Source organism: Cupriavidus sp. 86D6 (assembly GCF_057815095.1).
The window spans coordinates 1-26,029 of the sequence record NZ_JBYPSB010000019.1 but is presented as its reverse complement, the minus strand read 5'-3'; the positions used below and the strand labels follow the sequence as shown (position 1 = coordinate 26,029).

The window sequence follows — 26,029 nt, the reverse complement described above, 5'->3', positions numbered from 1 at the left end:
AATGCTGTTGCGCGCTGTGCGCACCGCAAAGCATCCGGTCAGCGATGGCGCAGCATGAACAAGGGGATATCGATGAAAGTGCAATGTCTAGGCGCCACCGATACGGTGACGGGCTCCAAGTACGTCGTGGACATTGGACGCATCCGCGTGATGGTGGATTGCGGCCTGTTTCAAGGATTCAAAGCCTTGCGCCTGCGCAACTGGGATGCGCTGCCGGTCGATCCCGCCAGCTTGCACGCGGTGGTGCTGACCCACGCGCACATCGATCACAGTGGCTATCTGCCCCTGCTGATCCGCAACGGATTCCGAGGGCGCGTGTACTGCACTCTGGGGACCGCGCAATTGTGCGGCGTACTGCTACCCGACTGCGCGGCGCTGGCCGAGGAAGACGCGGCGTATGCAAACCGAAAAGGCTTCTCGCGTCACGATCCGGCGATGCCGCTGTATACGCGCGCCGATGCTGAGCGCGCGGTGCATCGCCTGGAGGCGGTGCGATTCGACACGCGCGTGCCGGTGAGCGCGGGCATCGATGCAGAGTTTAGTCACGCCGGACATATTATCGGCGCTGCCAGTGTCACCTTGCACGTGGATGGGCAGCGGCTAGTGTTCTCAGGCGATCTTGGGCGCCTGAACGATCCGGTGATGCGCGCGCCCGTCTTCCTGAAGCATGCCGACTGGCTGTTCGTGGAATCCACGTACGGCGACCGGCGCCATCCCGACGTCGATCCCGTCGACGCGCTGGGCGATATCGTCAGCCGCACGATCGACAGGGGCGGCACGCTCGTGATCCCGACTTTCGCCGTAGGTCGCGCGCAATCATTGCTGTATTGCCTGTACCGGCTCAGGCAACTGCGCCGGCTGCCGGACGTACCCGTCTATTTGAACAGCCCTATGGCTATCGCGGCAACGACGATCTTTGCCCGGCATGTGTCGGAGCTGCGCGTCGACGAGGCAAGCTGTGCGGGCGCTTGCGACATGGCGCGCCCCGTAACCAGTACTGAGGCGTCTGTACGCCTGAACGCAGATCGCAGTCCGAAGATCATCCTGGCAGGAAGCGGCATGGCCACCGGTGGCCGCGTGGTGCACCACCTGGAAGCGTTCGGCATGGACCCGCGCAACACCATCCTGCTGTCCGGATTCCAGGCACCCGGCACGCGCGGCGCCCGCCTTTGCAGTGGCGCCAGGCAAATCCGGCTGCATGGCAAGGACATTGACATCGGCGCCGAAGTGGCGCAGATCGAGAACCTGTCAGCCCACGCCGATGCCGAAGAAGTGATGAGCTGGCTGAAGGGATTCGAGCGCCCGCCACGTCAGACGTTCGTCGTGCATGGCGAGCCGGTGGCCAGCGACGCGTTGCGCCAGCGCATCGAACACGAGCTGAAATGGCGGGTCACAATGCCAGAATACCGGCAGAAGTATTCGCTGGAGTAGGGCAAAAACACTAGGCGATACGGTTTCGATGTGCCACACCGGACTGGGCGGCGCGCAGTCGCGCACGAGTACGAAGCCCTGGCTGTAGCCCCTGCCGGTGCGTTGCGGGTAGGCGCGCAGGTCGCAGTTGCAGACGCGCATGAACAGGTCGTTGCTATCGGTCGGGGCGGCGGAATCCGGCTCGGGTGACGTGGTCTGCTGCCGGCAACGCCCCCGTGGCGCCCCCCAAGCGCCGAAGCATCCACTGCGACGCTACCGTCGACGGATCGGCATCTTCATGTTCGTCTCCCATTTTTTTCAACGGACTCTAAGGCATCAACTATGTCGATGGCTTTGTGCAAGTCTTGGTTCAATATAGAAAGCGAGCACGATCAAGAAGACCAAACATGGGCCGCTGTCGCCGACTCAGGGCGTGATCGACACCTTCAGCACGCCATCGCGCTGATGACCAAGGGGTCGTAAGCCTCGACAACGCCGGTTAGCTTGTAGTGATGAGTCACCAGCGCGGACAGGTCGGCGCGCGCTGTTTCTATCACGTTCATCAGCCTGCGCATCCGTTCCTTGCCGCCGGGACACAGCGACGTGACGATGCGGTGGTCGCCCAAGCCAGCGGCAAACGCACCCAGCGGAATTCCCGGATCGGTCGAATAGACGTCAAGGCTGGACAGCGTGCCACCGGGCTTCAGCACGCGTAGCGCAGCCTGCGTGCCCAGCGCCTCGATAGAGGCGTCCACGCCCCGGCCGCCGGTGAGCTTCAAAATATCTCCCACGACGTCGCGCTGATGGAAGTTCAGTGTGACGTCGGCGCCCAGTTGCCGCGAGATGGCCAGGCGGTCGTCCAATCCGTCTACGAAGATGATGGTGGAAGCGCTGCGCAGGCGCGCCCAACGGTTGCGCACACCCCGATCGAGCCCTGCGCGAAGATGGCAACGACGTCGCCGATGCGGATGTTGGCGCGCTCGGCGCCTGCGAATCCGGTGGGCATGATGTCCGAGCGCATCAGCACCTGTTCGTCGGTCAGGCCTGCCGGAATCGGGGCCAAATTCGCTTGGGCATCGGGCACCAGGAATGAAAGCTCGGGCAGATTGCACCGGCGATCACGCGCTGGCCTTCCTGGTAGCCCGTGACGCCGCTGCCCAGTCTGGCATGATGCCAACCGGCTCGTGGCCAATCGTCAATCCCGACGCCCGTGGGTGCTCGCCCTTCAGGGTATGGATGTCGGTGCCGCAGATTGTCGTGGTGGTAACCCGCCCCAATGCGCCGCCGGGGCCCACGTCAGGAATGGGGTTTCTCTTGCAACTCGATCACGCCGGGCTTACCAAAGACTGCTGCTTGCATCGTCGCCATGACTTGCTCCGAGGACAAATGCCGGCGGCGCGTCGCGGTGCGGCGCGTGCCAACGTGGGTTGTCTTCGCCGTACAACTCAGACCTGCGCCAGCGCGTCGAGATCGAAAATCTCAATTTGCTTGCCGTCCACGCGGATCAGCCCCTCGCGTTGGAAGCGGGAGAACGTGCGACTGACCGTTTCCAGCTTGATGCCGAGGTAGCTGCCAATTTCCTCGCGCGTCATCCGTAGTGTGAACGCATGCGCCGCGTAGCCCCTGGCGCGCAGGCGCCGCGAGATGTTGAGCAGGAAGGCAGCGACGCGACGCTCCGAAGGCATGCCAGACAGCAGCGTGGTCTGGCGGGATTCGCGCACAATCTCCTGGCTGAGCAGCTTGTGCAACTGACGCTGCACGCCGCGCATGTCGCGGCAAAGCAGTTCAAGCGGCGAGAACGGGATCACGCACACTGTGCTGTCTTCCAGTGCAATGGCATCGCAGTCGCAGTGCTCGCCAGAGATAGCACCCAGCCCCAGCATGTCGCCCGGCAATAGGTAGGCCGTGACATGCTCGACACCCTCCTCGTGGCCCGCCACCGTCTTGAACGATCCAGAGCGCAGCGTATATAGGCACTGGAACCTGTCGCCGACGCGGAACAGGTAGTCTCCACGATGCACCATGCGCCACTGTCCGATGACCGATCCAAGCTGGGGCAGGTCGTCGTCATCGAGTCCCGCCGCCAGGCAGAGAGGCCTCAGGCTGCAATGGGCGCATCTGGGTGTCAGAGCCATGACCTGCGCTGGCGCGTAGGCTTCTGGGTAGGGCATTGGCACGGCCGTGCGCAACTGTATCACCTGTTGCTGCATATCATCCCCTTTGCTGGTCGCGCTGGCTACCTACCGGCGTCGGTATTCGGTATCTCCCGATTTTCCTGGAGTATTGGCCACGGCCGCTCAGGCCGAAATCAGCGGTGACTGAGAGGCGGGTCAGATTGCGCTGGGCGCGCGTCAGGAAAATCTGACAGGCGCTTGCAGACGAGTGCGCGCTGGGCGCAGGCCTTGCGCCAGAGCAAAGCCGCCCAACGTAATGCGCCTAAAGTTCCCAACACGCGATATGCGGACGGGCGAAAAAAGGAGGCGTTGCAAATGAAAAGCGATTCTCAACTGAAGCAAGACGTGCTTGACGAACTGGCCTGGGATCCGGAAGTCGACGAGCGCGAGGTGGGTGTGCAGGTCAAGGATGGCATTGTCACACTCACTGGACATTTGCGGTCATTCCATGCCAAGCATCTCGCGGAGCAGGCCGCGCAGCGTGTGCAGGGATTGCGGGCGGTTGCCGTGGAATTGGACGTGGTGTTGCCTGGTGATACCGTGCGGACCGACAGTGATATCGCCTGGGCTATCGAAAACGTGCTGATGTGGAATTCCGTCGTGCCAGTTGGGCAGCTTGGCGTGGCAGTTGAGCGGGGCATGGTCACTCTCTCGGGGGAAGTGGACTGGGATTACCAGCGTCGTACAGCGGTCGATACAGTGCGGCCGCTTAACGGCGTACGCGGCGTCGTGAACCAGATCGTGCTGAGGCCCCGCACCAGCGCGCCAGATGTGCAGCAGCGCATCGAAGATGCCATGCGACGCCAGGCGGCCCGCGATGCGCGGCATGTGAAGGTCATCGTCAAAGATGGCGTGGTCACGCTGTCGGGGCATGTGACGTCGATGGCTGAGCGGCAGGCAGCTTTCAACGCCGCGTGGATTGCACCGGGCGTGATGAAGGTGGTGGACGATATCCAGATGCTGCCGCAGTAGCGTCGCGGTGGGGCCTGGCACGCGATCAAATGCGCAGGACGGCAGCACCGGCAAGCCGTCCGGCGCGCATGTCGGCCAGCGCCTTGCCGGCATCGCGCAACGGATAGACTGTGGTGTGCACTTGGATCGGCAGGCGCGCGGCCACCTGCATGAGTCCAATGCCATCTTGCCGCGTGAGATTGGCTACGGACACGATGCGACGCTCTTCCCAAAGCTGGCGATACGGAAACGACGGAATATCGCTCATGTGGATGCCACCGCATACGACGACGCCACCTTTATCCGTGGCACCTAGCGCTGCCGGCACCAGTGTACCGTCGGGCGCGAAGATAAGTGCAGCATCCAGCACGGTTGGGGGTGGGTCCAGGCTGCTGCCCACCCAAGCCGCGCCCACTTGCGTGGCCAGCGCCTGCGCCGCCGAGTCGCCAGGCCGTGTCATGGCGTAGACCGTGCGGCCTTGAGCCACGGCAATCTGCGTGACAATGTGCGCGGCCGCACCAAAGCCATAGATGCCGAGGCGCTGGCCTTCACCCGCCATGCGTAAAGTGCGATAGCCGATCAGGCCTGCGCACAGCAACGGCGCGGCGTGCGCGTCATCGTAAGCGTCGGGAATCGGGAAGCAGTAGCGCGCGTCAGCCAGCATGTATTCCGCGTAGCCTCCATCGCACGTATATCCGTGGAACAGCGGCGCATCGCACAGGTTCTCGCGCCCGCAGGCGCAGAAGCGGCAGACGCCGCAGGTATGGCCGAGCCACGGCACGCCCACCCGGTCACCGAGCGCCACTCCGGCCGCGCCTTCGCCCATCTTTTCGACGCGACCCACGATCTCGTGCCCCGGAATCAGCGCCGGCTTCGGATGAGGAAGGTCTCCGTCAATCACATGCAGGTCTGTGCGACATACCCCGCAGGCCAGTACACGGATGCGCACCTGGCCTGCGCCCGGCGTGGGCACGGACACGCGCTGCGCGACAAGCGTGTGACCGTCGAAGATCATGGCCTGCATGGTGGCGTCCATCTGCACTCCTTGTTTCGCTTGCTGCGCAACCGCTTTGCAGTGAATCCATCATCGCATGCGCAACGCGCATTGACTTGATCTGACACAAGCGTCGCAATCCTGTGTTGGCTACCTTTGACTGTATTAGATACAACGACACGCGAGGGCACGGCAATGGACTGCAAGACAGTGCTGGTAGATCTGACTGACGACGGAGCGCGGGAGGCGCGCCTGGATGCGGCATTTTTGTTGGCGTCGTTCTCCAGTGGGCGCGTGGTCGGGCTCAGCGCGACCGGACCGATGCTCGATCCGTATCGCAGCGTGGGCGCGGAGACGATGCGCTATCAAACCATGCGGGCCGACATGTTGCGCGGCGTGGAGAAAGCGGGTACCCAGGCGCTGTCCGATGCCTGTGGGCGTCACGGTGCGCCGGCAGACTATTCGCACCTGCTAGCGGAACAGGACCCTGGTTGGGCATTGGCCACGCACGGCATGGCCAGCGACATCATCCTGCCCGGCCTGCCGGGGGCGCCCAGCGATCTGCCCGTGCTGATGGCGTCAGCGGCCGAGTATGCACTGGTCAACGCAGGTCGGCCGATGCTGGTGGTTCCGCCCCAGGCGCGGCTGTCGAAGATCGATACCGCAATGGTGGCGTGGAACGGCCGGCGCGAGGCTGCTCGCGCGGTCAGCGATGCGCTGCCCCTGCTCAAGCGCGCCAAGCGTGTGATTCTGCTGGTGGTAATCGGCGGAAAGGGGCTTTGGCAGCATGGAGACGGTGAACTGCTGCGCTGGCTTGGCATGCATGGGGTCCGGGCGACGGTGACGGTGGAGGAGTCGTCGTCGGTAGCGGGTTGCCTACTGCAAAAGACGCAGCAGGAATCGGCTGATCTGCTGGTGGCCGGCGGCTACGGACATTCAAGGCTAGGCGAGCTAATGACCGGCGGCACGACCCGCACGCTGCTGCACAACACGCCGGTGCCAATGCTCATTTCGCACTAGTTGGCCGCGCCGCCTGGTCAGGAGATCAAGCCATGCTCGCCTATCCCAGCATCTTCGTCCATGTTGACGCAAGCCCGCGCGCGATGGTCCGCGCGAAGTTGGCCCTGCAAATCGCCACCGCGCAGCGTTGCCGTCTGGTAGGCGTATGCGCCACGTTTTCCGCCGATCCACAGTGGTTTTATCACGTGGCGCACGCGGCGGCAGCCGCGCAGCAGGATCGCGCCCGTCGTGAGCGCCAGCAAGAAACACTGCGACAACGATTCCAGGCGGCCGTATGGAGCGAATCGGTGTCGGCGGAATGGCGCAGTCTGGACGGCGATCCGGTACGCCGTACGCTCAGGGAGGTGAAGGAGGCCGGCCTCGTGGTGGCCGGGCAAATCGATACCAGCGAACCTGAGAGCGTGGTGGCGCCGCAGTTTCTCGAATCGCTCCTATTGGAATCCGGCCGGCCCGTGCTGGTAGTGCCTTACGGCGGGCCGGCGCTGACGGTGGGCCGCCGCGCGCTGGTGGCGTGGCACGGCGGCAAGGAATGCGCGCGTGCCCTGCACGATGCATTGCCGCTGCCGGTAGGTAGCACCGTGCACCTGCTGCATGCCACTCATGTCCACCATGCCCCGTGCGCCGACGCGGCCCCGCTGGACATCGCATGCCGCGTGCTGCGCGATGTCTGCGCCGATGTCCGCACGGAGGTCGAACCCGGCGCGAACGATGCCGCCATTGGCGACCTGATATTGTCGCGTGCCGCCGATGTGCAAGCCGACCTGCTGGTCATGGGCGCGTATGGGCACGGACGCTTCCGCGAACTGGTGCTGGGCGGCGTCACCAAGACCATCCTGAGTTCGATGACGGTCCCCGTGCTCCTGGCGCACTGAGACGTGCCACGCCAAATTTGCGAAGCTGCCCGCGCCCCGGAGTTCCGAAGGTCCGAAGGGCGCAGGCAGCGTCTGCATGCGCATCGCTAACGTGCGAATAGCGCCGGGATTGGGGACTTCTCGAGCACCGTTCCAGCGATGCCCCCCAGCTTGCCGACCGCTTCGTCGCGCGCCGGCGCGCCGCAAACCAACAAGTCGGTGCGGGCCGTCCGGGCAGTGGCGAGCAAAGCCTTGCCTAGTGATGCATGCGCATCGCTTGTCAGTCCGATCAGGCAGGCTCGGATGCCCCGGCGCGCCAGCCACGTCAGCGCGTAGCTGGCCGGCGCCATATCGGTTTGGCGATGTCGGGAGAAGGGAACGCAGCAAGCCAGCGCGACATGCTGCGCGCGGCGCAGGATCGGCAGTGCGTCTCGCAGCGCACGCGCCGATTCGCGCGTGCCGCTCCACGCCACCATCACGCGCGCATAGGGCCACACCTGCGTGGGCTCTGCGTCGTCCGTCAGCGGAATGACCAGGACCGGCGGTCCGGCCTCCAGGATTGTTCCTTCCACAAACGGCCGTGTGTCAACTAGGCGATGTCCGTCGCCAGCGCACGGCTGGCTGACGATGATCAGATCGGCCAAGCGGCCTTCGCATTGCATGGCTTCAAGTGGCGTGCCTTCTCCCACGCGCCAGTCCACGGCGATGGGAGCGCCTGCCGTCGCGGCCTCGAAGGCCAAGCGGCTGGCCTCGCAATCGGCGAAGAACTCCGCGTCGGGATGGAGGCCGCGCTGTGGCAGCAGGCCCACAAGCGTCGCCGGCAATGCACAGGCTAGGGCGACCGCGTGAGCAAGCCGGGCCGTGGCGTACGTTGACGCGTCGACGTGGACCACAATAGCTGAGATGTCCATTTTCTCCCTTGCCAATGCCACAACATTGGGCACGCGTCAAATCTATGCCATGACGTGAAGAAGCCGTTGCGAAAAATCAATCAATAGCGGACTGACTCGATCGATCAAAGGCATTGCGGCAGATCAAGTGCGATGGGCTGAAGCGACGTAGTCTCGAAGCAAGAAGATGCAGGCGGAGCCCGATCATGTACGAGAGAATTTTGGTGGCGGTGGATGGTGGCGATTCGGCCGACCTGGCGATGACCCAGGCCATTGGCATGGCGCGGGCGTTCCGTGCCAATAGCAAGCTGCTATATGTAGTGGACGACAGCGAATTGTTCGACGCCGCGGGCACGGCGGACACCGCTATGGCACTGAGCCAGCTTGTGCAGGGTGGTGAACGGGCACTTGACCTTGCCGCCGAGCGGTGCGCTCACGCCGGCGTCACCTGCATCAAGGAGCTTGTGGAGCGTCCGCTTGGCCGTGGCAACATCTCGGAGACTATCGTCGAGCGCGCGGACACCTGGCCGGCCGACGTGATCTCATGGGCACGCATGGGCGTCGCGGCATGCGGCGGGTCATCATGGGCAGCGTGTCTGAAGGCGTCCTGGCGCAGACCAGCAAGCCTGTGCTGCTGATTCGCGCGGAGGCAAGCAGCGTGGCCGCCGGCCGTCGCAGGCACGTGGGATGACAGGTACTAGAGCGGCGATTCACCGGGAAACAGGTTCGCCTCGATGGCGTACCGCACCAGGGCGGCGTCGCTGCGAAGCTGGAGCTTTTCCAGCAGCCGCATTTTGTAGGTGCTGACGGTTTTCGAGCTCACGCACAGCGCTTCGGCGATCTCGGTCAGCGATTCGCCGTTGACGATGCGTCGGTACACCTCCAACTCGCGGTCAGATAGGCTGGCATGCGGCGCATCGGTTTGCTCCTGGACGCCAAGCGCGAGTTTTTCCGCCATCTCGGGACTGACGTAGGTCCCCCCCATGGCTACCTTGCGCAGGGCCGCAATAAGGTCATTGGCGGCGCTGTCCTTGGTCAGGTATCCGGCCGCACCAGCGCGGAATGCCCGTACCACGTACTGCTCCTCGGCATGCATGGTCAGCACCAGCACCCGGCTCGCGGGATAATCGGTGCGGACATGCCGCACCAACTCCAGGCCGCTGCGCCCTGGCATCGACAGGTCCAGCAAGATCACATCGGGCGTCGTCTCGCGCAACACCTGCGGCACTTCGGAACCCTTGGCAGCTTCGCCTACCACTTCCACATCGTCCTCGCGCTCCAGAATGTGGCGCAAGCCGTTGCGCACCACGGCGTGATCGTCGGCAATGACTACTCGTATCATCGTCTCACTCCGCCTCAGTAGCGCGCATGGGAAATCGCAGGCATAGCTCGAATCCATGCCCCGGCGCGTGCGTCAGCGCAAGGGTTCCGCCTAGCAGCCGGGTTCGCTCACGAATGCCGAGCAGTCCGAACGAACGTCGCGTGTGGTCGAGTAGCGCGCCGTCCCAGCCATTTCCGTTGTCCCGCACCCGCAACACGTGTTCGTCGGCGTGCTGGTCCAGGGCGATCCACACGCGATTGGCCTGCGCATGGTGCACGACGTTGTTCAGTGCCTCCTGCACGATGCGGAAAACCGCCGTCGCCTCCTGTTCACTCACGTCAAGATGATCGGGAGCGCGCAGATCGATCGTCAGGCCGTAGCGGCCGCTGAAGTCCTTGCTCAGCCAGTCCAGCGCCGCAGCCAGCCCTAGTTCGTCGAGCAGAGCGGGGCGCAGGTCCGCGGAAATCTGCCGGACCGCGGCGATAGCGGCATCGATGCCGCCATGCATGGCCGCCGCGCGGCTCAGGCAATGCGACGCCGTGCCGGCTTCGCGCAGGTCGCCCTCCAGCATGGCAAGGTCCATCTTCAACGCGCTCAGGCGTTGCCCGATGTCGTCATGCAGTTCGCGGGCGACGCGGCGCTTTTCTTCCTCGCGGCTTGCCAGGATGCTATCGGAGAGCGCTTGCAGCTCCTCGCGCGAGTGCCGCAACGCGGCTTCTGCGCGCACGCGCTCGGTGATGTCGCGCAGCATGACGGTGAACAGCTTGCGTCCCTGGCCGTCGTTCGTCTGCGAGATGGAAGCTTCGATGGGAAATTCGCTACCGTCGTGGCGCAGCGCATAGAGCGTACGCTGCAGGCCCATCTGCCGATCCGAGACCCCAGTCACGCCGAAACGGCGCACGTGCTGGGTGTGCGCCGAGCGAAAACGCTCAGGCAGCAGGAGGTCGAGTGTCTTACCGATGGCATCTTGCGCGGCAATCCCAAACAGCGCCTCGGCCATTGGGTTGAACAGCACGATCTGCTGCTGTTCGTTGATCGAGATGATCGCCTCCATGGAAGTCCGCACGATGGCTGCCAAACACGCCTCGTTGCCCGAGATCTGGGCGGACAGGTGCGTCGCATCGCTGCGAAGGGGCGTGTCTTGGGTCATGTCGGGCCACTCTTAAGGGATGCTTAATGCCGAAAGGCGTATTTTCCTCTTTTCCTAAGGCGGCAGTGGTCTGCTAATCAAAATATAGAAGATGCGTAACGCCTGCGCGACTGGCGCAAGGGATGCGGGCGCCCATCCGCCCACATAACCGCACTTAATCGGCGTGCGTATGCTTTATAGATAACTTATTGTGCTCGCCGCACTCTGCTGCGGCTGACCCCAAACATTCCTCGCCGAGACGACGGGTCGTGTTGTCTCATCAAACGCTGATCTGAAAAACTGGCGCCCCAGCGCTTGACGCGACGCAAGGGCCGGTCGCCATGGACTGCCATGCTAAGGACAGCCGGAGTTGCCGGCAGTTGAATGAAGGAATCTACGATGACCAGCCTCAGACATTACGATCCGCTTTCCATCGAACCGAGCAGCGACATGATGCAGGGCATGCTGCGCGCGTTCCTCGGCGCCGCCGACGCCGGCATGGTGTTCAAGGTCGATGTGACCGATTCAGACGGCAGCTACACGATAACCGCCGACTTGCCCGGTGTGAAACACGAGGACATCCATATCAACGTCGATCGCGGCACGGTCATGATTGCTGCCAGGGTCGAGCGCACGACCGAGCAGCGGCGATGGCGAACGTGTGATCCGCCACGAGCGCTACAGCGGCGCCATGCGCCGAGCCTTCACGTTGGACGCCGATCGACGAATCGAAAGTTGACGCCACCTACGCCGACGGTGTTCTGCGGCCGGTGCGGCCCAAGAAGGAAGCCACGCCGCAGAAGCGTATCCAGATCCGTTCGGCAGCGTAGGCAGTAATGAATGAGAGTCGATGAACTCGGTTGCCCCCGCTCCAATTCAGCTTTCGCTGACCTGCTCGGTCAAGGATTGATCGGCGCGCTGAGCGCGGGAAGCTGTGCGAGCCGGCCGCGCAAGAGCGTCGAAGCCGCGTCAGACCACGGGCCGCCTCCGGCTGCCGCCACACAATCGCCGCGCTCTTGCCTTAGCTGAGCGTCGCGCTGGAGCAGGATGCCGAAGCCTCCGGCGAGTTCGCAGTCGATCAGGCCGGCCGCGTAGCCTTGCAGCCACTGCTTGGTTTCGGAGGCCACCGGCGCCAATGGGCCCCAGCGCGGGGTAAAGCACACGCCCATATCGTCGTCTCGCGAAAGGATGCGAACCTCGGGGTGCACGGGTCGGGACGCAGGGTGACATGAAAGCCCCGATAGTTGTAGCTTACGGTGTTCATGATGTTTGCTCTCCATGACGGTTAGAAAGAAAGTTGCCGCCGCGCCCGGTGTACACGCGCGCCCTCATCCACGCATGCAGTAGGCACACGGCAGCGAGTAGGGCGCGAAGCGGCTCGTGTGCCAATCGTTCAACCTGCGAGCTGGTGGACGCGCCATGTACGCACCAGTTGCAGAAATGCTCGCAGTTGTTGCGTAGCAGGTGATAGGTGTCCTCGCCCAGTCGCGAAGTGGCGCGACGGACCACATCAGCTCCGCTGTAACGGGCGTGCTGCTGCACAGTGACAACCTCGAAACCGTGGCTGTCGGCGAAGGCCTCGAGCGTGGCGCATTCCACGGGGCCTCGACGCAGCAATGACTTGAATCCCGCGTAATGCACCACCTGTCCGTTGCCGATGTAGATGCCATGATGGCGATACCAGCGTCGCGGCGTGACCAGGTGCGAGCCTTCCCGCAGCGTCTGTGGCGCGCGGTTGGTTGCCGCTGGCGCGATGTCCATATCGTCCATTTCCATCTCCCGCCGGTTGGCACCGAGGGCACGGACGCGCGGCCTGTTGCTTTATGGAATTCGCGCGGCGTTGCCGGGGTGTGGCTGGAGTATTGGTCAGCCCGGGTATTGGCACATATCAGCGCATGCCGGCAAACGCGTCACCTGATTACGATGCGCAATGTGGGAATGGCGCTGTGTGGCGCGTCAGGTTTCTTGGCACGGCTGTCAGGATTGCCTGACTCGCGCCGGCATTCGCCGATGCCGCAATGGCTACGCGATCCGCAGCAACGACCGCACCCCCGAAGCGCGGTGAATGGCACCCAAGACCTGATACCCGGCCGGGGTAAGGTGCGCCGAGGGAGACGCGGTCGGTGCGTCGGCCATATCGACCAAGCGGCGGGTGGCAAGCGCGGCCAGATCGCGCGGATCGATATCGCGGCACGACCCCAGCGATCCCAGCACCATCAACGCGGCGATTTCATGGGCACTCAACATGGCATGTCTCCGGTGGCAGCGGCAACTGTTTGTGTCTCGTCTTTTGCCTAGTGAAGATAGCCACTGTCAAATCGTTAGTGCGCTAAAACCCATAGCTGTTTGATAACGATCAATTGGGGGGCGCATCGACGATGCCACGTGACTTGCCTCGCCCTGGCCTATCCGAGCTTTCCAACATGTAGGCGGGGGACCCGGCGTCGGAGACTCGCCGATCGGGCGCGCGAGGATGGCGGGTCTCATTCCAGTGCATCGCTGACCAGCTTCTGCGGTTACATGTCTGATTTCATCGTCTAGTACCGCGGGCGCGATCCATGACACCACATGTTCCTTGATCTATCCCAACTCTCGGTCGCCCTTGCCACCTACGCTTCGTGCATTGCCAAACGAACCATGCATGACCCAAAGGAGACGCAAGATGAACGACGATGTGCACGCCACGCTTCCCGCCTACCGCGATGCCCTGATCAATGATCTCAACGTTCTGGTTGCCGATGCGCAAGCGTTATTGCGCGAGGTGGCCAGCGAAGCATCTGGCCGCTCGGCCGCGGCCCATGCCGATATGAAAAGACGCGTGGAAGACTTCCGTCAACGCATGGGCATGCTGCGCGAAGGCGCGCGCCAGCGTACACGCGAGTTCACAAAGGCCACCGACGCTTACGTGCATGAGCACCCATGGCGGTGCATCGGCACGGTGGCCTTGCTGTCTGCCGCCATCGGTGCCATTTCGACCTTGGCGGGCAGCCGACGCCACTAATCTCTTCACCGAAGCCGACGGCTTGCTTGTCTGAAGGCGGCCGGTTCATGTTCCGCAGAGCGAGGCTGCCGCCGATTCCGCGCCCGCATGTGTTCGCCTCGTCATCCGCCCTCGACGTGCCACGCACTTACGGGGTGATGCCTTCGCACAGGTTGGCCTGGCGCTTGCAGTACTGCCAAGTGCCTTCCTCGCTATTCATTGTGAACGAGATGGTCAGATCTACTGGTTTGCGGCCAACGATCAGCGCGTGTTCCTGGATGATGCCCTGGTACACCGCCGCCAGATAGTATTGGCCGGGCGGCACCCGCATATACAACAGCGGCCCCTCGCTCACCACGCGCAGGACGCGTTCGTGTCGCGCATTGAGCAGCAGCACCTTGACGTCCGCAAGCGACGCGCCATCCGACCGATCCTGGAACCGCAGGTGCACGTTGAACTGCGGCGCGAGCGCGCGCATGCGGGCCACATCGTCGGCGCCGATGCCGCCCGACAGGTACGGAATGCTGGTGGCGCCCTGCTGCAGGGCGGTCTTGGGCGTGCTTGCAGACGCAGACGCTTGGGCGCCGGCCGTTCCGGCCGATGCGGTGAAGGCAGCGAGGATCATGACGTTGACCCAGGAGCGGGGACTGCCAAGGAAGCTCATGATCGAATCCGCTTTGTGATTGCGTTGCCGCGTTGGACTTTACTTTATGTCCGCATGGGCGGTGGCAGTTGATACAGCGCAAGGCGATTTGTCATGCAACGATAAGGGGCCAGGGCGAGCTGTCACCAACGGCGCCAGTTACGGCTTCGATGTCGCCCACTACCGGACAGGCGGCGCGCAACCCACGCGCGGCGTGGTGCGATGCTTCCGCCCTTGCGGTGAATCAAATCACCGATCCCGCCAACGCCTAGTCTAGGGAAGGTGACATCTCAGGGTACGGCGACATTTCACCGAACACATCATGAGCACAATCGAGTTTTCAGTCATGTTGCCCACCTACTGCTCCGCAGGCCCAAGCCTTCAGTGCCAGGCGCACGTCGATGGTGCGCCGGCGTGCTACGGCATTACGGCCGAAGCTCTGGAGGACCATTTCGGTGCGCGATCATGTCAGCCAGAAGACCTGTTCGTGGCCTATCAGAAGCACAAGGGTGCCATCGAGACGATGGCCCGCGGACTGTTCGAGATGACCGGCGCCCACAGCATCTTGCTGCACAGCGGGCATTTTCGATTTGGCATGTAACTGCAAGACAGCGGGATCTTGAACGTTGCGAGAGTTGCGGTAAACCACAAGCGAGCCAAGCCGAGCGTCTTGCGAAGAGATGATTGACGATGAAAACTATCTGGGCCCGTCGCCGTGCCATTGTCATCCTATTGGCGATCCTCACCGCTTGCGCGAGCTATCCTCCAGGCGATCCACACCTTCTGACATTCCTGCAGGACGGCGTCACAACCCGGGAGGACGTGTACATGAAATTGGCCGAGCCGAGCGCGGTGTGGGAAGATGGCCGCATCCTGACTTATCAGCTTGACCACAACCATCAGGGTTATGTCCCGATGCGGCGCAGGGAAGCCGCTTGGAGCGCCAAGTACAGCCTGGTACTGTCCTTTGACAAACAAGGCATCCTTCGCCGGCATTCGTTGGTTAGGATGAAAGACGACCCTGTTGTCCCTTGAAATAGGTCTCGGGTGCACCCGCTCGAACATGCCGATAATGCGATGATAACAATCACGCCGTTCCCCGTACTCTGCGAAGGACAAAGACCTTTTCCTTGATCCAGCCCAAATCGATGGAGGATAGATCGCTTACCTTGTCAAAACAAGGGCGGGTACACCGGTTTTAGAATCACCGTGTCGCGTTAGTGTCCTTTTCAGTGCTGTGCGCCGAACAAGTGTGTTGCCGTCCTCGATTCAAGGAGTCTGTAATGCAATCCATCGTACTTGCCGCTGATGGGTCAACGTACAGCGATGCGGCGGCGCAATTTGTGGCCGCCGGAAAATTGCTGAAGGGACCATTGATCGTCCATCTGATTCATTGCATGCCGGACGTGTCGGGCGAGGTGAAGTCATACATCAGCGCGACCGACCTGGCAGAATGGCACGCGGATGAAAGCAGCCGGACATTGCGCTCGGCCGCCGAGATCCTGAACCTCGGCGGCGTATCGTTCGAGCAGCACGCGCTCACTGGATTCGCGCCAGAACGCATCGTCGAATTTGCACGATCCGTCGATGCGTCGGCGATTGTGATGGGTACTCACGGCCGGGGTGCGTTCTTCGATGCCATCGTCGGTTCCGTGGCGGGCCGTGTCATCGCTCATGCGCCGTGCCCTGTCATTCTGGTGAAAGGTGAAGCCGCGCGCGGCTGATAACATGGCATGTCTGATGCCAGACAGTAAAGCCGGTTCGTGGTCCTGCCGGGCGCATCGGGCAGCGACAATTCGACGTTGCCACAGATTCTTGGCGGCCCGCGCCGGCCGTCGTCGACACGAGCCGATTGCGCCTGTCGGAACCTCTCGCACCTCCCGATGTCCGCGGTTCAGGAGTAAATATCGAATAGGAAAACCCATGATGCTGGATCTTGATCACTTCACCCCATCGCTGTCGCTCGCGGGCGGGCTTCTTATCGGCTTGGCGGCGGCCGTGCTGATTCTTTTCAACGGCCGCATTGCCGGCATCAGCGGCATCCTGGGCGGATTGCTGGGCATGCCTCGCCGCGACATGGCGTGGCGCATTGCCTTCCTTGCGGGGCTGCTCGCCGCACCGGTGCTGGGCCGCCTGGCGGGTCATCCTGCCGTTGCCAGCATCGAGGCTGGCTGGACCCAAGTACTGGTGGCCGGCTTGCTCGTGGGCATCGGCACGCGATACGCAAGCGGATGTACCAGTGGGCACGGCGTGTGCGGAATCTCGCGCGGTTCGGTACGGTCGATTTCCGGCACGCTTACCTTCATGGCAGCCGGCTTCCTGACCGTCTTCGTACAACGTCATTTGCTGGGAGCCTGAGATGGGCACGATCACTGCGTGGGTAGCTGGGCTGGTATTTGGGCTCGGCCTGATGGTGTCGGGCATGGCGAACCCTGCCAAGGTCCTGGGCTTCCTGGACCTTGCCGGCGTGTGGGACCCTTCGCTCGCTTTTGTCATGGTCGGTGCGATCTCGCTGGCCGCACTCGGATTTCTGATCGCCCGGCGCCGTGCACGTTCGTGGTTCGGATTACCGATGCAGTGGCCCTCCAGCACGTCGATCACATGGCGCCTGATCCTTGGCAGTGCCGCCTTCGGCATCGGCTGGGGGCTGGCGGGCTTCTGCCCTGGGCCCGCATTGGTGGCGTTGGGAGCGGGATATCCGAAGGCCGCCGGTTTCGTCCTAGCCATGCCGGCGGGGATGATGGTGTTCGAACTTATCGAACAGGTGAAATCGCGTGTGGCGCGCGCTTGAGCGTGGGCTGATCGTAGGTCGAACGTGGGTTGACACAAATCAACTACAGGTCGACCTGCTATACCAGAATCGAAACTGACAGGTCGTTACGCAAAGCACTGGCCATCATGCCCGGGCGAATGGATTGGGAGACGGTCGATGTATCACCATGTTCTGTCGCCGTTGACGGCGGCGCCTGCGCCATGCGTGCGCTGACTGAGGCGATCGGGCTCGCGGCGGCATGCCGTGCGCAACTAGAAGTCGTGCACGTAATTGACTACTCGTTCTTGCAGTACGACAGCGGTTACGGAATCCGGGCGGATATCATTCCGGAACTGCTGGAGTACGGTAAGAATCTCTTGCGCGACGCTGCAGGCGCGGCCGAACAGGCCGGCGTAAAGTGCACGACGACATTGATCGATAACATCATCTGTCTGGGTGATGTCGCCGGGCAGATTTTGGAGCAGATCAACGCATCGCACGCCGACGTAGTGGTGGTGGGCACCCACGGGCGTCACGGACTGAGGCGCGTATTTCTAGGGAGCGTAGCCGAATCATTGGCGCGATCCTCCGCCGTGCCGGTGCTTCTGGTCAGGGAGGCGCCGCGCACGCATGAGACTGCTCCCGGCGAGGCGCTAGGGGAAGCCTCGCGATAACCGTCGGTTTTATGCTGCAAGTTTTTCTGCTGCAAATAAGAGCGATCGATCTGGACCGCGCCAGACCAGTTCTTGCACCAGCCACGCTGGTGGCGTGACTGGTGTCACTGGCGGAGAATCCCGTGTGGTATCGATATTGATCGAATCATGACCGGGCTGTAGCCCGCGGCGGCCCTGCAGGGTGTTCCGTCTGCTGTGGCTCGGAGATGGCGCTTGCCAATCCGCGAATCCGCATCAGTATGTCGCACTGGCCGAGCCAGGACGCGCGCACGGCGATGCAGGCTGTCTTGAATGCCTTGACGTTTCCCCAAAGGCTGCGTGCGTGCTTGAGCCACCGGCTGTGGCGGCTGATCCTGATGGTCAAAGTATCGCCGACGCAGCATCGGATCCAATGGAATCAATCCATCGGAAGCGGGAAACGAGGGCGCGCCAAGACAGGACTCAAACCAGAATAGGCGGGCACACGCACGCATTCGGTCTTCGAGGGGGTATTGACGTAAGGCATGTTGGATGTCGGCTATCGTATGCGGAGATTGTTGACGACATCGGAAACGCCTGGTGCGGACCATGCGGCGCCGGCAGCGGCTCGGCGCTCGGCCAGCGAGTCGACGGTTCCTTCTAGCGTGACGACGCCGGCGTTTGCGTTGATGGAGATGTGATGGGCTTCACGTTCCGCATGACGCCGAAGCGCGGATTCGATCTTTCCTTCGATTGCCTCGGGCACGATCTTCGGCACGACACGGATCAGGTTCGATACACCAACCACGCCGCGGATATGGCTGACCGCGTTTTCCGCCGCACGGCGTTGAAAGCCCCATTGGACGGTGCCACGGAGCGTAATCCAGCCCTTTTCGATTTCCACGTGCAGATTCTCGGCAGGCACATGCACATACCATTGCAACGCATTACGTGCGGCCAGCGCGACAGCTTCGTCGCCCAGCGTTGACTTCGGCGTCACCTCAAGTTTGACCACGACACCTTTGACACCGCTTATGCGCTCGGCGGCGGATTCCGCGGCAATCTTTTCCGCGTACGTACCAACGTGGCCGGAGAGGGTCACGATTCCCTGGTGCACTTCGACACCGATACCGGCGGCAGCTACGCGGGGATCCCAGTCGAGCTCCTCATCGATAAGCTGCTTGAGTTCCATGTCAGTTTTCATTCCATTCTCCTGTCTCGGTCATGCAGGGCCATCGAACGATGGCCCTGCATGCGTCAATCTAGAAGACTCTTGCATATGGCCCTTGATGTGGCACAAATCAGCCCGTCGGCGACGGGAAGGCAGCAGTTTGCTCATTACTGTCGGCCCTCCCGCGGTGGCATGCGCGCTAGGCTTCGTTTGGCGACAGCCATGCAGGGCGCGGAGAGGTACCGGGATCGGTTGTCGGCTGGGAAATCAGCGCCGTTGCAAATGCGTCGATGTCGGGGCGTGCATCGCCGCTGATGACATCACGCTGCAACAACACCATCACGGGGTGCGGAGTACGACCCAGTGCTTCGGCAATTTCCTCGGTAGCGCGGAACCCGCCGCGCGCGGCCATCACGGCGGCGGCCGCCACGCCGCGCCCTAACGGGCGCTGATCCCTCAGAAAGCTGCGCATCGGTGCGGCGAGATGACCGACCCAGACGGGCGCCATAATGACAAGGTTTGCGTACTCGGACAAGGGTGGGCCGGCGTAGCGATAGGGCACGTGCCGGCGCAGAAGGTTGTCGATGACGCATCGTAGGTCGCCCCGGAAGCCAGCGCGACTGACTGTGTCCTCGACTTCAAATAGGGGGCAGTCCAGACGATCGGCGAGCATTTGGGCAGCCAGTCGTGTGGTACCGCTACGAGAGTAGAAAAGCACAGCAATGTCGTTCATGGCGCGTGACCGGTAGTTGGGGTCATTGGGATGCAAGTCTTCCCAACTCAAGGCTAGGTCTCTCGGATTCTCCTCGCTTGATATGTGTCAAGGTCCCGGCAGTCAGGTTTCCTACGCTGAATGCAGGAACAGACTTTCTTGTAAGGAGTTGCGATGAAACGAAAGCTTGCACTGAGTGCGATGGCTGCGGTGGTCATGGGTTCGCTGGCCGTATCCGCCGCGCACGCGCAGAAGAACTACACCGATGGTGGCGATCTTTATGGCGGGGCACACGCGCCAACGGGCAACGCAGCACCGTCAAAGGAAGCCAAGAAGTCATCGACACAACGCTCTGGGAAGTTCGATCCCTACACTGACGGCGTACGTGAGAAGACGGCGTCTTCCGGCGCGAAAAAATTCCCTGACGAGCGCCCGCAACCGGATGATGTGGCGAGATCCGGGAAGTTCGATCCGTATTCGGAAGGACAGAGCAAGTAGGCGAGCATCGACGGGCGCGATCGGGCTGGCAAAGGCATGTCGCCACGGCATTTTGTTTTCCTTTCTCCGCGACTGCGATTGCGCCGGATCGATCTGGCGGGCGGCGCTGTAAGTCATCTTTTCAAGATCGAGCTTCGCACCACTCGGTAAAGCGTTATCGCGGCCCGCTCGTCCACCATTCCGATCGTCTCGTCGATTTGGCATTGCACCCGTAGACCGTGACGATGCTCCACCTCATGCGCGATCCAGTCGATTGCCGCATCCAGACCGAGATCGTCGAGGAGGGCGGGGCGCAGATTCGCCGCGATCATGCGCACGGGGGAAGTCATGTTTTCGAGCCGATGGCTGATATCGTCGAGCGCCTCGGCTTGAGCGGAGCTGGCGCGCTCGGTACTGGCTGACGACATGTCGGCCTTAGAAGCTCTAACAAAATGACTTTCTGAGGTGGCGCCAGCAGATGATGCAACAGGTCATTTTCAGAAAGGCTTCGTGGATGATTGCGAGGCGTTCGAAGCGCACACGCAATCGCTTGAAGTTGTGGAGCCAGGCGATGGTTCGTTCAACGACCCAGCGGGTCTTGTCAAGCCCACTGCCGTGCGGCTCGCCGCGACGGGCTATCTCAGTAGCAATGCCAGCGGCGTGCAGAGGTTTGCGGTACTTGTCGTGGTCATATCCCCGATCACCCTGGACGATGCTGGGCTTTGACAGGGGCCGGCCACGTTTGCCACGGATCGGAGGAATCGCTTCGATCAGCGGTAGCAGTTGGGTGATGTCGTTGCGGTTCTCGCCAGTCAGTATCAGTGACAGTGGAATGCCTTGCGCGTCCGTCAGGAGGTGGTGCTTTGAACCTGGTCGCGCGCGATCCGTGGGGTTGGGTCCTGTTTTTGACCCGACCCCACAGCACGGATGGAAGAGGAATCGACGACGGCACGCGACCAATCGAGGCGGTCCGCTGCGCGCAGCTTGGCCAGGAGTACCTCGTGCAAACGGTCCCAAACGCCGGCTTTCTGCCATGCGTGCAGACGTCGCCAGCAACTCATGCCGGGAGCCACATCCCATTTCCTGGGGCAGCATCTCCCAGGGAATGCCGGACTGAAGGACGAAAAGGATGCCCGTGAGCACGGCTCGGTCGTCCAGCGGTTTGCGCCCGGGGTAACGAGCTCGCCGAGCTTTCGGAGGCGGTAGCAGTGGCTGGATGAGTGCCCACAGTTCGTCGTCGAGTATTGGTTTTGCCATGTCCTTTGCGCTGACTAAACAACGCAAAGGTTAACAAAGATCACCTGAAGTTAACAGCCCTGCAAGATCATTTTGTTAGGGCTTCTTAAGGAGCGAGACCGTCATTTGCATGGCAACGATTTGCTGACCCAGGTCGTCATGCAGTTCTCCCGCGATTCGCTTTTGCTCGTTCTCCCTGGCCTGCTGCACCAATGCCGAGGTGGACGCGGAGCCTTCCAACTCCGATAGCCTGTGCCGGGCAGTGAGGTCCTGCGTGATCTTGGCGTAGCCCAGAAGTGTCCCATCGTGTTTGCGCACGGCGGTGATGGTAACGTCGGCCCAAGACTGGCTGCCATCCTTTCAAACGCGCCAGCCCTTGTCCTGTGCGCGTCCCGTGGTTGCCGCTGTGCACAGCAAATGCACCGGTTTTCCGGCCCCCAGGTCTTCCTTCGTGCAGAAGACCGAGAAATGTCGGCCGATGATCTCGTCGGAGGTGAACCCCTTGATTCTCTGGGCGCCGAGGTTTCAACTCGTCACATTGCCGCTGGCGTCGAGCATGGAAATCGCATAATCACTGACAGCCTCGACCAGCAATCGATATCTGTGATCGATCTCGATGTCACTGAAGTTGGCGGCCTTTATATGCACGCCTGCCCGCGTATGCAAGGGGGCGTTGGAAAGCAAATAGAAACGATTTTGGACTGATTCCCGCTAGATCGTACTCCCGCATTACCTCGCGCGTGACGGCCTCGACCAGTGCAAGGCAGGGCGCATTGACGCCGGGGAAGGCGTCGATCATCCAGTTGCAGGCTTGTCCGGCCGTCATTGTCTGTTTGGGAAGAGGGATCTGGCATCCCCAGCATGTCTCCCCGAGATCGGCATTATCTTGCAGCCGGCGCAGTATCTCGCGACGAATTTATTCTGCGGTAGCTTGATGCTTAATCATGGGATCCCCCGTTATTCGGCATGGGCAAATCGCTTTTCGCCGCCGTCAGCATGAACGACGTGCGATGCGCTGGGGCAGAACAACTGTCTGTCACCAAAAGGCGGGCGTCGTTGGCAGAAGTTGCGACCGCCCCGAACAAGAAGCGTTATACGGACTTGATTGCGATCTTCTTCTCCGGCTTCTGGGCTTCGGCCGTCTTCGGCAGGGTCACTGTCAATACGCCGTTCTTGAACGCTGCGTCAATTTGCTCGACGTCGACGCCCTCGGGCACGCGGAATGCGCGCTCGAACGAGCCGTAGTGGCGCTCATGGAGGAAATAGTCTTTGTTCTTTTCCTCCTTCTCGACACGCTTCTCGCCTTTGACGACGAGCCCTCCGTTTGACAAATTCACTTCAATGCTCCTCTCATCAAGTCCCGGCAATTCCATCGTGATTTCGTAGCCCTTGTCGGTTTCTACGAAATCGACGGCGGGACCTGCCAAGAACATCAACCCCATGTCGGGCATGGCGGATGCGAGGCCCTGCGTCAGCCGGGGGAACGAGGTCAGCTTGAAGTCTCGATCGAAGGTCTGGAACAGACGATCAACCTCGCGACGCAGGCCTTCCAAGGGGTGCCACGCGCGCGGCATCCAGGACTGCATCATTTCCTGTTGGTCCTTTGTGACAGGCAATTTGCTCTCTGTTTCGGCCATTTCATCGTCTCCTGAAAAATTGGGAAAGGCGATGTCATGCTAGGTGGTGTACATCCCGTCCCGTTGACAAAGATCAATGGCCCGCTGCCCTCGGATGCAAGGCCTCGTCGTGTGAGGCTTTGCGGGCACTGAACGTGTTGGCTTGACGTATCGCAAGTGGTGGCGGTTGCCGGCATATACAGTGCGGGCAGCAGGCCTGGAGCCTGGAAGGAGTGTTTCGTCATGGACTTCGCCACGATCCTCGTACACCTGGATGGCAGCCGACACCTGCATCAACGTGTGCACCTTTCCACGCAACTGGCTCTGGCCAATGGGGCACGGCTCATTGGCTTGTTCGCTACCGCCCGGCCAGATCCCAATGACATTCGGGGCTTGATAGATGGCGATCGCTATCTCGCGTCTTTCAACACCTGGCACGATCAGGCGTGCAGGGCGGCAAGGACTGCGTTTGAGGGCGCGACTTCCGGAGTAGGTATTACGACGGAATGGCGTGAATCGGAGTCGGGCAGTCAGTCGGCCGTTCTTGTGGCGTCTCGGCTGGCCGACTTGATCGTATTGGGACAGACCGATCCCACCGACCGGATGGCGTCTGGCGATCACCAGGCGGTCGACGAGATCATCCTGCGCTGCGGACGTCCAGTCCTGGTGGTGCCGCACACGGGGTCGTTCCCAACGATAGGGCAGCGGGTGGTGGTGGCGTGGAATGGCAGGGGCGAGGCGGCGCGTGCCATTCGCGACGCCCTGCCGATTCTTGCGCGCGCCACTTCCGTCGAGATCGTCCAATGCGTGGCGCCGGATCGTTGGGAAGATCCGTGGTGCTCGCCAGGCCAGTATGCCGTCGCGTGGCTGCATGATCATGGCATTCATGCAACCCTTTCGGAGTCGATGCTGGACAACGATGCCGAGCCAGGCGAACTGCTGCTGTCCCGCCTTGCGGATTCGGATGCGGATCTGCTTGTAATGGGCGCGTATGGTCACGCGAGAATGCGTGAAGTCGTGCTTGGCGGCGCCACTCGGACCCTGCTGCGCACGATGACGACGCCGGTCTTGTTGTCACACTAGCACGCCGTGCGCAGCCCTCGCGGACGGCCGGCTGGCGGCGCGCAGCCAGCGCATGATCTATTTCAGATTATGTGCACGGAGGCCAGTCCAGTTGATCCGCAAGTCCAGCGAAGGTGTAAGACGAAATGCGAATGATTCGTAGCGTAAATCTCATGATGCGGATGGCAGACACAATCGTTGGCACGTTGGCACGCACCATGTATCTTGAAGAGGGAAAACGTCCGGCCGTCGCTGTTAGCGCGTGAGCCAGGCATGGTGTGCGCTGAGGAAGGCGCGAGCTGTCATGTACTGGGGGCACGATCAGGATGTCGGGTGCCAGAATGGTCAATAGCGCCGGAACAGTGTTTTCGGCCGTCACGCTTGCGGGTGGATTTGTCGCGCGGGCGTGGCTCGGGGATCGCCGACGGCGTCTGGCTGCTCGGGACGTTGCCCAACGTCATCGCGCTCGCCGTCACGAGCGCCAAGGCCGTGTTTCGCAAGGAAACCGGTGTGGCTGCTGGCCCTGGCGTCGGTGGTCGTTGCGCTGAGCCTCGGCGAATTCCTCGTGGCGGCCGTTATCTCGCTGATGCTGGCCAGTGGCCGTGCGCTGGAAGACTACGCGCAACGCGAGATGACCGCATTGCTCCGGCATGCTCCTCGCCAGGCTATCCGACAGGAACAAGGCAACTGGGTGTCCGTGGGCGTGAATGAGGTTCGCCCAGGCGATCGGCTTCTGGTGCGGCATGGCGAGGTGCTGCCCGTCGACGGTGTGTTGGCCTGCGCTGGCGATCTTGATGAATCTGCCCTGACGGGAGTGGCCACAATCCAGCGGCGGGCTGCTGGGGAAGCCGTTTGCAGCGGTGTGCTGAACGCCGGGTCCGTGCTGGAAATGGTTGCGCGTGCCACGGCGTCGGAGAGTATGTTTGCCGGAATTCTGCGTATGGTCGCGGCGGCACAGGCCGAACGCAGCCCGCTGACGCGCCTGGCCGATCGTTATGCCTTGTTCTTAACGTTGTGGCGCTGGCCGTCGCGGGTGCCAGTTGGCTATGGAGCGGAGACGCCTTGCGCGTGCTGGCGGTACTGGTCGTGGCCACGCCGTGTCCGCTGATTCTGGGTGTACCGGTTGCCGTGGTGTCCGGATTGTCGCGTTGCGCAAGCCACGGTGTACTGGTGAAGGGCGGCGGCGCGATGGAACGCCTGGCGCGCGCCAGCATCCTGTTCTTCGACAAGACCGGCACACTTACCCGCGGCGCGGCGCGGCTTGCCGAGATGGCTAGCGCGCCGGGCGAGTCGACCGAGACGCTGCTCGGCCTTGCTGCATCGCTAGGTCAGGGATCGTCGCATGTTATCTCCGATGCGCTGATGACGACCGCGCGCGAGCGTGGCATGGCGCTTGCCACGCCAGCGGGTGTGAAAGAGCAGGCGGGCGCAGGTGTCGAGGGGATTGTCGACGGTCGTTTGGTCAGGATGGGTTCCAGCGCCTATGTGGTCGGTGATGCCAGTCTGCCGCTCTGGGCCGGCGCGATAGACCAGCGTATCCGCATGGGCGGCATGTCGGCGGTGTTCGTGGCCGTCGATGGTCAACTGGTTGGCATCCTGGCACTGGCGGATGCTATACGGGCTGAGACCCCTCGTGCATTGCGGCTTTTGCGGCGCGAGGGATTTGCGCGACAGGCCATGCTGACAGGGGACCGGCAGGATCTGGCGGAAGCCCTGGGGGCAATGCTAGGTATTGAGGAGGTCTATGCGACACAATCGCCGACCCAGAAACTCGAGCGGATTCGGGCCGCCCGGCAGGATGGGCTGGTCATTATGGTGGGAGACGGTGTCAACGATGCGCCTGCCCTGGCCGCCGCTGATGTTGGCGTCGCGATGGGCGCTCGCGGCGCGGCCTCGGCTTCGGAGGTGGCGGACGTGGTGCTCCTAGTGGACCGCCTGGATCATCGTAACGGCCCGCTGGAGGCCGTCTTGACACCCGGGTGAGCTTGCGATGCTGGCACACTGTGAT

At 62.3% G+C, this 26,029-nt stretch carries 33 protein-coding genes and 2 pseudogenes; 19 read left to right on the top strand and 16 right to left on the bottom strand.

Annotation, left to right across the window (positions count from 1 at the left end; genetic code table 11):
* The first annotated feature begins 72 nt into the window (after positions 1–72).
* Positions 73–1,431 (top strand): MBL fold metallo-hydrolase RNA specificity domain-containing protein, encoded by a 1,359-nt coding sequence (locus AC3G88_RS26535; protein ID WP_488894274.1) that lies wholly within the window; start codon positions 73–75, stop codon positions 1,429–1,431.
* 405 nt (positions 1,432–1,836) lie between these two features.
* On the opposite strand, the pseudogene AC3G88_RS26530 reads toward AC3G88_RS26535, so the two are convergent.
* Both AC3G88_RS26530 and AC3G88_RS26525 read right to left on the bottom strand, forming a co-directional pair.
* Positions 1,837–2,778 (bottom strand): annotated as a pseudogene (locus tag AC3G88_RS26530) (zinc-binding dehydrogenase).
* A gap of 77 nt (positions 2,779–2,855) precedes the next feature.
* Entirely contained in the window at positions 2,856–3,434 is a 579-nt protein-coding gene (locus tag AC3G88_RS26525) for a helix-turn-helix domain-containing protein (RefSeq protein ID WP_488894219.1), read from the bottom strand.
* 465 nt (positions 3,435–3,899) lie between these two features.
* Between AC3G88_RS26525 and AC3G88_RS26520 the strand changes: the two genes are divergently transcribed.
* Positions 3,900–4,556: a BON domain-containing protein gene (locus AC3G88_RS26520; RefSeq protein ID WP_488894218.1), complete on the top strand. Its 657-nt coding sequence runs from the start codon at positions 3,900–3,902 to the stop codon at positions 4,554–4,556.
* Between the two features lie 25 nt (positions 4,557–4,581).
* Here AC3G88_RS26520 and AC3G88_RS26515 read toward each other — a convergent pair whose 3' ends face one another.
* Positions 4,582–5,571, bottom strand: coding sequence for a zinc-dependent alcohol dehydrogenase family protein (locus AC3G88_RS26515; RefSeq protein WP_488894217.1), 990 nt, complete (start codon positions 5,569–5,571; stop codon positions 4,582–4,584).
* 168 nt (positions 5,572–5,739) lie between these two features.
* On the opposite strand from AC3G88_RS26515, the gene AC3G88_RS26510 reads away from it, so the two are divergent.
* Complete coding sequence (locus AC3G88_RS26510) at positions 5,740–6,549, top strand: universal stress protein (protein WP_488894216.1); 810 nt, start codon at positions 5,740–5,742, stop codon at positions 6,547–6,549.
* 32 nt (positions 6,550–6,581) lie between these two features.
* Positions 6,582–7,421, top strand: coding sequence for a universal stress protein (locus tag AC3G88_RS26505; protein WP_488894215.1), 840 nt, complete (start codon positions 6,582–6,584; stop codon positions 7,419–7,421).
* 86 nt (positions 7,422–7,507) lie between these two features.
* On the opposite strand, the gene AC3G88_RS26500 is transcribed toward AC3G88_RS26505, so the two are convergent.
* Positions 7,508–8,311, bottom strand: coding sequence for an adenine nucleotide alpha hydrolase family protein (locus AC3G88_RS26500; protein ID WP_488894214.1), 804 nt, complete (start codon positions 8,309–8,311; stop codon positions 7,508–7,510).
* Between the two features lie 185 nt (positions 8,312–8,496).
* On the opposite strand from AC3G88_RS26500, the pseudogene AC3G88_RS26495 reads away from it, so the two are divergent.
* Positions 8,497–8,981, top strand: a pseudogene (locus AC3G88_RS26495) (universal stress protein).
* Between the two features lie 6 nt (positions 8,982–8,987).
* Here the strand turns inward: AC3G88_RS26495 and AC3G88_RS26490 are convergent.
* Both AC3G88_RS26490 and AC3G88_RS26485 read right to left on the bottom strand, forming a co-directional pair.
* On the bottom strand, positions 8,988–9,632 hold the full coding sequence (locus AC3G88_RS26490) for a response regulator (protein ID WP_488894213.1): 645 nt from the start codon (positions 9,630–9,632) through the stop codon (positions 8,988–8,990).
* A gap of 4 nt (positions 9,633–9,636) precedes the next feature.
* Positions 9,637–10,761 carry a PAS domain-containing sensor histidine kinase gene (locus AC3G88_RS26485; RefSeq protein ID WP_488894212.1) on the bottom strand — a complete coding sequence of 375 codons (1,125 nt, stop codon included), beginning with the start codon at positions 10,759–10,761 and terminating at the stop codon, positions 9,637–9,639.
* Positions 10,762–11,139: 378 nt separating this feature from the next.
* Here AC3G88_RS26485 and AC3G88_RS26480 point away from each other — a divergent pair, with 378 nt between their 5' ends.
* A complete protein-coding gene (locus tag AC3G88_RS26480) occupies positions 11,140–11,577 on the top strand; it encodes an Hsp20 family protein (RefSeq protein ID WP_488894211.1) in 438 nt (145 codons plus the stop codon).
* 62 nt (positions 11,578–11,639) lie between these two features.
* On the opposite strand, the gene AC3G88_RS26475 is transcribed toward AC3G88_RS26480, so the two are convergent.
* The 3 genes from AC3G88_RS26475 to AC3G88_RS26465 form a co-directional block, all read right to left on the bottom strand.
* Positions 11,640–11,948, bottom strand: a complete 309-nt coding sequence (locus AC3G88_RS26475; protein WP_488894210.1) for a hypothetical protein — start codon at positions 11,946–11,948, stop codon at positions 11,640–11,642.
* A gap of 52 nt (positions 11,949–12,000) precedes the next feature.
* The gene (locus AC3G88_RS26470) at positions 12,001–12,510 is read right to left on the bottom strand and encodes a lecithin retinol acyltransferase family protein (protein ID WP_488894209.1); all 510 of its coding nucleotides are present in this window, start codon (positions 12,508–12,510) and stop codon (positions 12,001–12,003) included.
* Between the two features lie 252 nt (positions 12,511–12,762).
* Complete coding sequence (locus tag AC3G88_RS26465) at positions 12,763–12,987, bottom strand: hypothetical protein (RefSeq protein WP_488894208.1); 225 nt, start codon at positions 12,985–12,987, stop codon at positions 12,763–12,765.
* Positions 12,988–13,402: 415 nt separating this feature from the next.
* Between AC3G88_RS26465 and AC3G88_RS26460 the strand changes: the two genes are divergently transcribed.
* On the top strand, positions 13,403–13,741 hold the full coding sequence (locus AC3G88_RS26460; RefSeq protein WP_488894207.1) for an ElaB/YgaM/YqjD family protein: 339 nt from the start codon (positions 13,403–13,405) through the stop codon (positions 13,739–13,741).
* A gap of 127 nt (positions 13,742–13,868) precedes the next feature.
* On the opposite strand, the gene AC3G88_RS26455 is transcribed toward AC3G88_RS26460, so the two are convergent.
* Complete coding sequence (locus tag AC3G88_RS26455; protein ID WP_488894206.1) at positions 13,869–14,384, bottom strand: hypothetical protein; 516 nt, start codon at positions 14,382–14,384, stop codon at positions 13,869–13,871.
* Positions 14,385–14,685: 301 nt separating this feature from the next.
* Between AC3G88_RS26455 and AC3G88_RS26450 the strand changes: the two genes are divergently transcribed.
* The 7 genes from AC3G88_RS26450 to AC3G88_RS26420 all read left to right on the top strand — a co-directional run bounded on the left by AC3G88_RS26450 (position 14,686) and on the right by AC3G88_RS26420 (position 18,244).
* Positions 14,686–14,964: a DUF1488 family protein gene (locus tag AC3G88_RS26450; protein WP_488894205.1), complete on the top strand. Its 279-nt coding sequence runs from the start codon at positions 14,686–14,688 to the stop codon at positions 14,962–14,964.
* Between the two features lie 89 nt (positions 14,965–15,053).
* Entirely contained in the window at positions 15,054–15,398 is a 345-nt protein-coding gene (locus tag AC3G88_RS26445) for a hypothetical protein (protein WP_092602817.1), read from the top strand.
* Positions 15,399–15,646: 248 nt separating this feature from the next.
* Entirely contained in the window at positions 15,647–16,087 is a 441-nt protein-coding gene (locus AC3G88_RS26440; RefSeq protein WP_488894204.1) for a universal stress protein, read from the top strand.
* A 199-nt stretch (positions 16,088–16,286) separates the two neighbouring features.
* The gene (locus tag AC3G88_RS26435; protein WP_488894203.1) at positions 16,287–16,721 is read left to right on the top strand and encodes a YeeE/YedE family protein; all 435 of its coding nucleotides are present in this window, start codon (positions 16,287–16,289) and stop codon (positions 16,719–16,721) included.
* Position 16,722: 1 nt separating this feature from the next.
* A complete protein-coding gene (locus AC3G88_RS26430) occupies positions 16,723–17,154 on the top strand; it encodes a DUF6691 family protein (protein ID WP_488894202.1) in 432 nt (143 codons plus the stop codon).
* Positions 17,155–17,336: 182 nt separating this feature from the next.
* Positions 17,337–17,789 carry a universal stress protein gene (locus AC3G88_RS26425; RefSeq protein WP_488894201.1) on the top strand — a complete coding sequence of 151 codons (453 nt, stop codon included), beginning with the start codon at positions 17,337–17,339 and terminating at the stop codon, positions 17,787–17,789.
* Positions 17,790–17,995: 206 nt separating this feature from the next.
* Positions 17,996–18,244 (top strand): hypothetical protein, encoded by a 249-nt coding sequence (locus tag AC3G88_RS26420; RefSeq protein ID WP_488894200.1) that lies wholly within the window; start codon positions 17,996–17,998, stop codon positions 18,242–18,244.
* Between the two features lie 62 nt (positions 18,245–18,306).
* On the opposite strand, the gene AC3G88_RS26415 is transcribed toward AC3G88_RS26420, so the two are convergent.
* Together AC3G88_RS26415 and AC3G88_RS26410 are read right to left on the bottom strand one after the other, a co-directional pair.
* On the bottom strand, positions 18,307–18,951 hold the full coding sequence (locus AC3G88_RS26415; protein WP_488894199.1) for a BON domain-containing protein: 645 nt from the start codon (positions 18,949–18,951) through the stop codon (positions 18,307–18,309).
* Between the two features lie 166 nt (positions 18,952–19,117).
* Positions 19,118–19,651 (bottom strand): flavodoxin family protein, encoded by a 534-nt coding sequence (locus AC3G88_RS26410; protein WP_488894198.1) that lies wholly within the window; start codon positions 19,649–19,651, stop codon positions 19,118–19,120.
* 153 nt (positions 19,652–19,804) lie between these two features.
* On the opposite strand from AC3G88_RS26410, the gene AC3G88_RS26405 reads away from it, so the two are divergent.
* Entirely contained in the window at positions 19,805–20,128 is a 324-nt protein-coding gene (locus AC3G88_RS26405) for a hypothetical protein (protein WP_488894197.1), read from the top strand.
* A gap of 113 nt (positions 20,129–20,241) precedes the next feature.
* Here AC3G88_RS26405 and AC3G88_RS26400 read toward each other — a convergent pair whose 3' ends face one another.
* The 3 genes from AC3G88_RS26400 to AC3G88_RS26390 all read right to left on the bottom strand — a co-directional run bounded on the left by AC3G88_RS26400 (position 20,242) and on the right by AC3G88_RS26390 (position 21,553).
* Positions 20,242–20,535, bottom strand: coding sequence for a hypothetical protein (locus AC3G88_RS26400; protein WP_488894196.1), 294 nt, complete (start codon positions 20,533–20,535; stop codon positions 20,242–20,244).
* Positions 20,536–20,551: 16 nt separating this feature from the next.
* Positions 20,552–21,364, bottom strand: a complete 813-nt coding sequence (locus AC3G88_RS26395; RefSeq protein ID WP_488894195.1) for an IS5 family transposase — start codon at positions 21,362–21,364, stop codon at positions 20,552–20,554.
* Between the two features lie 75 nt (positions 21,365–21,439).
* Positions 21,440–21,553 (bottom strand): histidine kinase, encoded by a 114-nt coding sequence (locus AC3G88_RS26390; RefSeq protein WP_488894273.1) that lies wholly within the window; start codon positions 21,551–21,553, stop codon positions 21,440–21,442.
* Between the two features lie 258 nt (positions 21,554–21,811).
* On the opposite strand from AC3G88_RS26390, the gene AC3G88_RS26385 reads away from it, so the two are divergent.
* Positions 21,812–22,048, top strand: a complete 237-nt coding sequence (locus AC3G88_RS26385; protein WP_488894194.1) for a hypothetical protein — start codon at positions 21,812–21,814, stop codon at positions 22,046–22,048.
* Between the two features lie 386 nt (positions 22,049–22,434).
* On the opposite strand, the gene AC3G88_RS26380 is transcribed toward AC3G88_RS26385, so the two are convergent.
* The gene (locus AC3G88_RS26380) at positions 22,435–22,980 is read right to left on the bottom strand and encodes an Hsp20/alpha crystallin family protein (protein ID WP_488894193.1); all 546 of its coding nucleotides are present in this window, start codon (positions 22,978–22,980) and stop codon (positions 22,435–22,437) included.
* 222 nt (positions 22,981–23,202) lie between these two features.
* On the opposite strand from AC3G88_RS26380, the gene AC3G88_RS26375 reads away from it, so the two are divergent.
* The 3 genes from AC3G88_RS26375 to AC3G88_RS26365 all read left to right on the top strand — a co-directional run bounded on the left by AC3G88_RS26375 (position 23,203) and on the right by AC3G88_RS26365 (position 26,004).
* Positions 23,203–24,042 (top strand): universal stress protein, encoded by an 840-nt coding sequence (locus AC3G88_RS26375; protein WP_488894192.1) that lies wholly within the window; start codon positions 23,203–23,205, stop codon positions 24,040–24,042.
* Between the two features lie 487 nt (positions 24,043–24,529).
* Complete coding sequence (locus AC3G88_RS26370; protein WP_488894191.1) at positions 24,530–25,129, top strand: P-type ATPase actuator domain-containing protein; 600 nt, start codon at positions 24,530–24,532, stop codon at positions 25,127–25,129.
* Positions 25,090–26,004, top strand: coding sequence for an HAD-IC family P-type ATPase (locus AC3G88_RS26365; RefSeq protein WP_488894272.1), 915 nt, complete (start codon positions 25,090–25,092; stop codon positions 26,002–26,004). The genes AC3G88_RS26370 and AC3G88_RS26365 overlap by 40 nt, the downstream gene beginning before the upstream one ends.
* The last annotated feature ends 25 nt before the right edge of the window (positions 26,005–26,029 follow it).

Bases quoted from the DNA above. Each gene is read 5' to 3' on its own strand.
- AC3G88_RS26535 (WP_488894274.1), top strand. From the start codon at position 73: ATGAAAGTGCAATGTCTAGGCGCCACCGATACGGTGACGGGCTCCAAG.
- AC3G88_RS26525 (WP_488894219.1), bottom strand. From the start codon at position 3,434: ATGGTGCATCGTGGAGACTACCTGTTCCGCGTCGGCGACAGGTTCCAG.
- AC3G88_RS26520 (WP_488894218.1), top strand. From the start codon at position 3,900: ATGAAAAGCGATTCTCAACTGAAGCAAGACGTGCTTGACGAACTGGCC.
- AC3G88_RS26515 (WP_488894217.1), bottom strand. From the start codon at position 5,571: ATGGACGCCACCATGCAGGCCATGATCTTCGACGGTCACACGCTTGTC.
- AC3G88_RS26505 (WP_488894215.1), top strand. From the start codon at position 6,582: ATGCTCGCCTATCCCAGCATCTTCGTCCATGTTGACGCAAGCCCGCGC.
- AC3G88_RS26500 (WP_488894214.1), bottom strand. From the start codon at position 8,311: ATGGACATCTCAGCTATTGTGGTCCACGTCGACGCGTCAACGTACGCC.
- AC3G88_RS26490 (WP_488894213.1), bottom strand. From the start codon at position 9,632: ATGATACGAGTAGTCATTGCCGACGATCACGCCGTGGTGCGCAACGGC.
- AC3G88_RS26485 (WP_488894212.1), bottom strand. From the start codon at position 10,761: ATGACCCAAGACACGCCCCTTCGCAGCGATGCGACGCACCTGTCCGCC.
- AC3G88_RS26480 (WP_488894211.1), top strand. From the start codon at position 11,140: ATGACCAGCCTCAGACATTACGATCCGCTTTCCATCGAACCGAGCAGC.
- AC3G88_RS26470 (WP_488894209.1), bottom strand. From the start codon at position 12,510: ATGGACGATATGGACATCGCGCCAGCGGCAACCAACCGCGCGCCACAG.
- AC3G88_RS26465 (WP_488894208.1), bottom strand. From the start codon at position 12,987: ATGTTGAGTGCCCATGAAATCGCCGCGTTGATGGTGCTGGGATCGCTG.
- AC3G88_RS26460 (WP_488894207.1), top strand. From the start codon at position 13,403: ATGAACGACGATGTGCACGCCACGCTTCCCGCCTACCGCGATGCCCTG.
- AC3G88_RS26455 (WP_488894206.1), bottom strand. From the start codon at position 14,384: ATGAGCTTCCTTGGCAGTCCCCGCTCCTGGGTCAACGTCATGATCCTC.
- AC3G88_RS26450 (WP_488894205.1), top strand. From the start codon at position 14,686: ATGAGCACAATCGAGTTTTCAGTCATGTTGCCCACCTACTGCTCCGCA.
- AC3G88_RS26445 (WP_092602817.1), top strand. From the start codon at position 15,054: ATGAAAACTATCTGGGCCCGTCGCCGTGCCATTGTCATCCTATTGGCG.
- AC3G88_RS26440 (WP_488894204.1), top strand. From the start codon at position 15,647: ATGCAATCCATCGTACTTGCCGCTGATGGGTCAACGTACAGCGATGCG.
- AC3G88_RS26435 (WP_488894203.1), top strand. From the start codon at position 16,287: ATGATGCTGGATCTTGATCACTTCACCCCATCGCTGTCGCTCGCGGGC.
- AC3G88_RS26430 (WP_488894202.1), top strand. From the start codon at position 16,723: ATGGGCACGATCACTGCGTGGGTAGCTGGGCTGGTATTTGGGCTCGGC.
- AC3G88_RS26425 (WP_488894201.1), top strand. From the start codon at position 17,337: ATGCGTGCGCTGACTGAGGCGATCGGGCTCGCGGCGGCATGCCGTGCG.
- AC3G88_RS26420 (WP_488894200.1), top strand. From the start codon at position 17,996: ATGGCGCTTGCCAATCCGCGAATCCGCATCAGTATGTCGCACTGGCCG.
- AC3G88_RS26415 (WP_488894199.1), bottom strand. From the start codon at position 18,951: ATGAAAACTGACATGGAACTCAAGCAGCTTATCGATGAGGAGCTCGAC.
- AC3G88_RS26410 (WP_488894198.1), bottom strand. From the start codon at position 19,651: ATGAACGACATTGCTGTGCTTTTCTACTCTCGTAGCGGTACCACACGA.
- AC3G88_RS26405 (WP_488894197.1), top strand. From the start codon at position 19,805: ATGAAACGAAAGCTTGCACTGAGTGCGATGGCTGCGGTGGTCATGGGT.
- AC3G88_RS26400 (WP_488894196.1), bottom strand. From the start codon at position 20,535: ATGTCGTCAGCCAGTACCGAGCGCGCCAGCTCCGCTCAAGCCGAGGCG.
- AC3G88_RS26395 (WP_488894195.1), bottom strand. From the start codon at position 21,364: ATGGCAAAACCAATACTCGACGACGAACTGTGGGCACTCATCCAGCCA.
- AC3G88_RS26385 (WP_488894194.1), top strand. From the start codon at position 21,812: ATGTCGGCCGATGATCTCGTCGGAGGTGAACCCCTTGATTCTCTGGGC.
- AC3G88_RS26380 (WP_488894193.1), bottom strand. From the start codon at position 22,980: ATGGCCGAAACAGAGAGCAAATTGCCTGTCACAAAGGACCAACAGGAA.
- AC3G88_RS26375 (WP_488894192.1), top strand. From the start codon at position 23,203: ATGGACTTCGCCACGATCCTCGTACACCTGGATGGCAGCCGACACCTG.